General features: G+C 76.3%; 2 protein-coding genes. One reads left to right on the plus strand and one right to left on the minus strand.

Annotated features, from left to right (window positions below):
- On the plus strand, nucleotides 1-1,331 hold a 1,331-nt coding region (locus ACFU99_RS40300; protein ID WP_384402737.1), incomplete at its 5' end, for a CDP-glycerol glycerophosphotransferase family protein.
- Between the two features lie 24 nt (nucleotides 1,332-1,355).
- On the opposite strand, the gene ACFU99_RS40305 is transcribed toward ACFU99_RS40300, so the two are convergent.
- Nucleotides 1,356-2,639 (minus strand): glycosyltransferase family 39 protein (locus ACFU99_RS40305; RefSeq protein WP_384402740.1); only part of this gene is annotated, 1,284 nt, incomplete at its 5' end.

Genomic DNA, 2,639 nt, shown 5'->3' on the forward strand with positions numbered 1-2,639 from the left:
GCGCTGGGGGTACGGGGGGCGTACGGGACGCGGGCGAGGGGATGCCCGTACGGCTCGCGCCGGGGCTGTTCGCGGGGCTCCCGGAGGCCCGTACCGTCGGCGGCAAAACCGTCACCGTCGACCGCCGCTTCCACGACCGGGTCTTCCTGGAGGCCGGGTCCGCCGTACCGCTCGCGGACCGCGGCCCGTACCGGCAGCGGCTGCTGCGGGAGCGGACCTACCCGGCGCGCGCCGCCCTCCCGCTGCGCGACACGGTGCTCTACGACAGCTTCGGGGGCCGCCGGTACTCCGACTCCCCGCGCGCGGTCCACGAGGAGTTGGTGCGGCGCGGCACGGACGTCGAGCATCTGTGGGTGGTGCGCGACCGGCAGTTCGAGGTGCCGCCCACGGCCCGCGCCCTGGTCCTCGGCAGCGCCGAGTGGTATGAGGCGCTCGCCCGCAGCCGGCGGATCGTCACCAATACCCACCTGCCGCCGTGGTTCCGCCGCCGGGAGGGCCAGTACGTCCTCCAGACCTGGCACGGCACCCCGCTCAAACGTATCGGCACGGACCTCGCCGGGACGCTCTGCGCCGAACTCGCGCCGTCCGGACCCGCGCCGGACCCGCAGGCGCAGTGGTCAGCCCTGCTGTCGGCCAACCCGCACAGCACCCGCGTCTTCCGGCGGGCCCTCGGCTTCCAGGGCCCGATCGCCGAGACGGGGCTCCCGCGCACCGACGCGTTCTTCGCCGCCGACCGCGCCGAACGCGCCGCCGCGCTGCGCCGCCGGCTGGGCATCCCGCGCGGCAAGCGCGTCGTCCTGTACGCGCCGACGCAGCACGACGAACGCGCCTACGACGCCGACCACTACCGTCTGCATCTCCCCCTGGACGTGGCCCGCGCCGAGGCCGCGCTCGGCGGCGACCACGTCCTGCTCGTCCGCAGCCATCCCCTGGTCGCCGACCAGGTACCGGCCCGCCGCGGCCCGTTCCTGCGCGACGTCTCGGCCCACCCCGACGCCGCCGCCGTCCTGCTGGCCGCGGACGTCCTGGTCACCGACTACTCCTCGCTCGCCGTCGACTTCGCCAACACCGGCCGCCCCCTCCTCTATCTCACCCCCGATCTGGCCCGCTACCGCGACACCGTCCGCGGCTTCACCGTCGACTTCGCCGCCGAGGCCCCCGGCCCGCAGCTCTCGAACACGGACGAACTCGTCGACGCGCTGCGCGACATAGAGGGAGTCGCCGACCGCTACGCGCGCGCGTACGCGCGTTTCCGCGCCGCGTACTGCCCCCTGGACGACGGCGGGGCGACGACACGGGCGGTGGACGGGCTGCTGTGGGCCGTCCCGTGAAGGACACCCGCGCCTCTACGGGCGTCAGCGCCGCACGTACAGCGCCACCGCCCCGCCCCGCACGTACACCACCGACTTCCGGACGAAGAGGCTGTCGAGCACGGCGGCGCGGGTTCCGTCGCCGCCGTCGCCGGCGCCGGGGGCCGAGACCACCCACACGCGGTCGAGCCCGGTCAGCCGGTTGCGGAGTTGGGCCGCGTCGGCGTCGGTGCCGTAGAGGGTGCCGGTGGCGGCGCCGGAGCGCAGCAGGGTCGCGTCGTGTACGCCGGTGAAGGCGCGCGGGTAGGCGAGGGCGACCCTGCGCTCGTACGACGGGAAGAAGAGCGCCGTGTCGCCCGGCTTCGCGACGCGCGCGAACGCGGCGGCGACCGCCGCGAGGTCGTCCGCCCGGCTCGTGGGCAGGCGCTCGCGCTGCTGGATCGGCAACTGCCAGCACAAGGAGGCGGCGATGGCGGCCACGCCGACCGCCGTCACCGCCCGACGCCATGGGAGCCGCCCCGCCAGGCGCTCCGCTCCCGCCGCCGCGAGCAGCGGCAGTCCGGCGAGGGCGTAGAGGAGGTAGCGGTCGAGGAAGACCGGCCGCCACTGGGCGGCGGCGAAGAGCAGGGCGGGCGGTACGAGCGCGAGGGGCAGGGCCACGGCGGTCAGGTCGAGGCGGCCGGGCCGGGCCCGTACGACGGCGACGACGGCGACAGCCATGAGCAGCAGGTTCACCGCCAGCACGAGCGAGCTCGGACCGGCGAACTCGCGCAGCAGCGCCCCCGCGTCGGCGAGGTGCGGCGTCCTTATCCAGGAGATCTGCCCGCTCTGCCGCCGCGAGAGGAGGGCGAGCGGCACGAGCACCGCCACCGCGGCGGCCACCGCCCGGCCCCAGCCGCGCCACGTCCGCGCGGGCGCGCGGCACAGCAGCAGGGTCGCGGCGTGCGCGGCGAGGAGCAGCACCGCGAACTCGTGCAGGCAGAACGTCACGGCGCACACCGCGCCGTACCCGGCCCACCGGCCGCCGGGCCGCCCGGCGGCGCGCACCAGCAGCCAGGTGGCGAGCGCCGCGCCGGCCGCGACCAGCGCGTACGAGCGGCCCTCCTGCGCGTAGTGGCTGGTCAGCGGCGTGACCGCGTACAGCAGTCCGGCCCACAGGCCGACTCGTGGGCGGGCCAGGCGGCAGCCGATGGCGGCGACGAGCCCGGCGGTGCACGCGGCGGCCAGCACGGACGGGAGGCGCAGCGCCACCTCGTCGGCGAGGCTGCCGCGGACGGCGAGGCCGCCGCGAACGGTGAGAACGCAGTGCATCAGCAGGTAGTACAGGCC

The sequence above is a fragment of the Streptomyces sp. NPDC057654 genome, assembly GCF_042800135.1.
Lineage (GTDB): Bacteria > Actinomycetota > Actinomycetes > Streptomycetales > Streptomycetaceae > Streptomyces.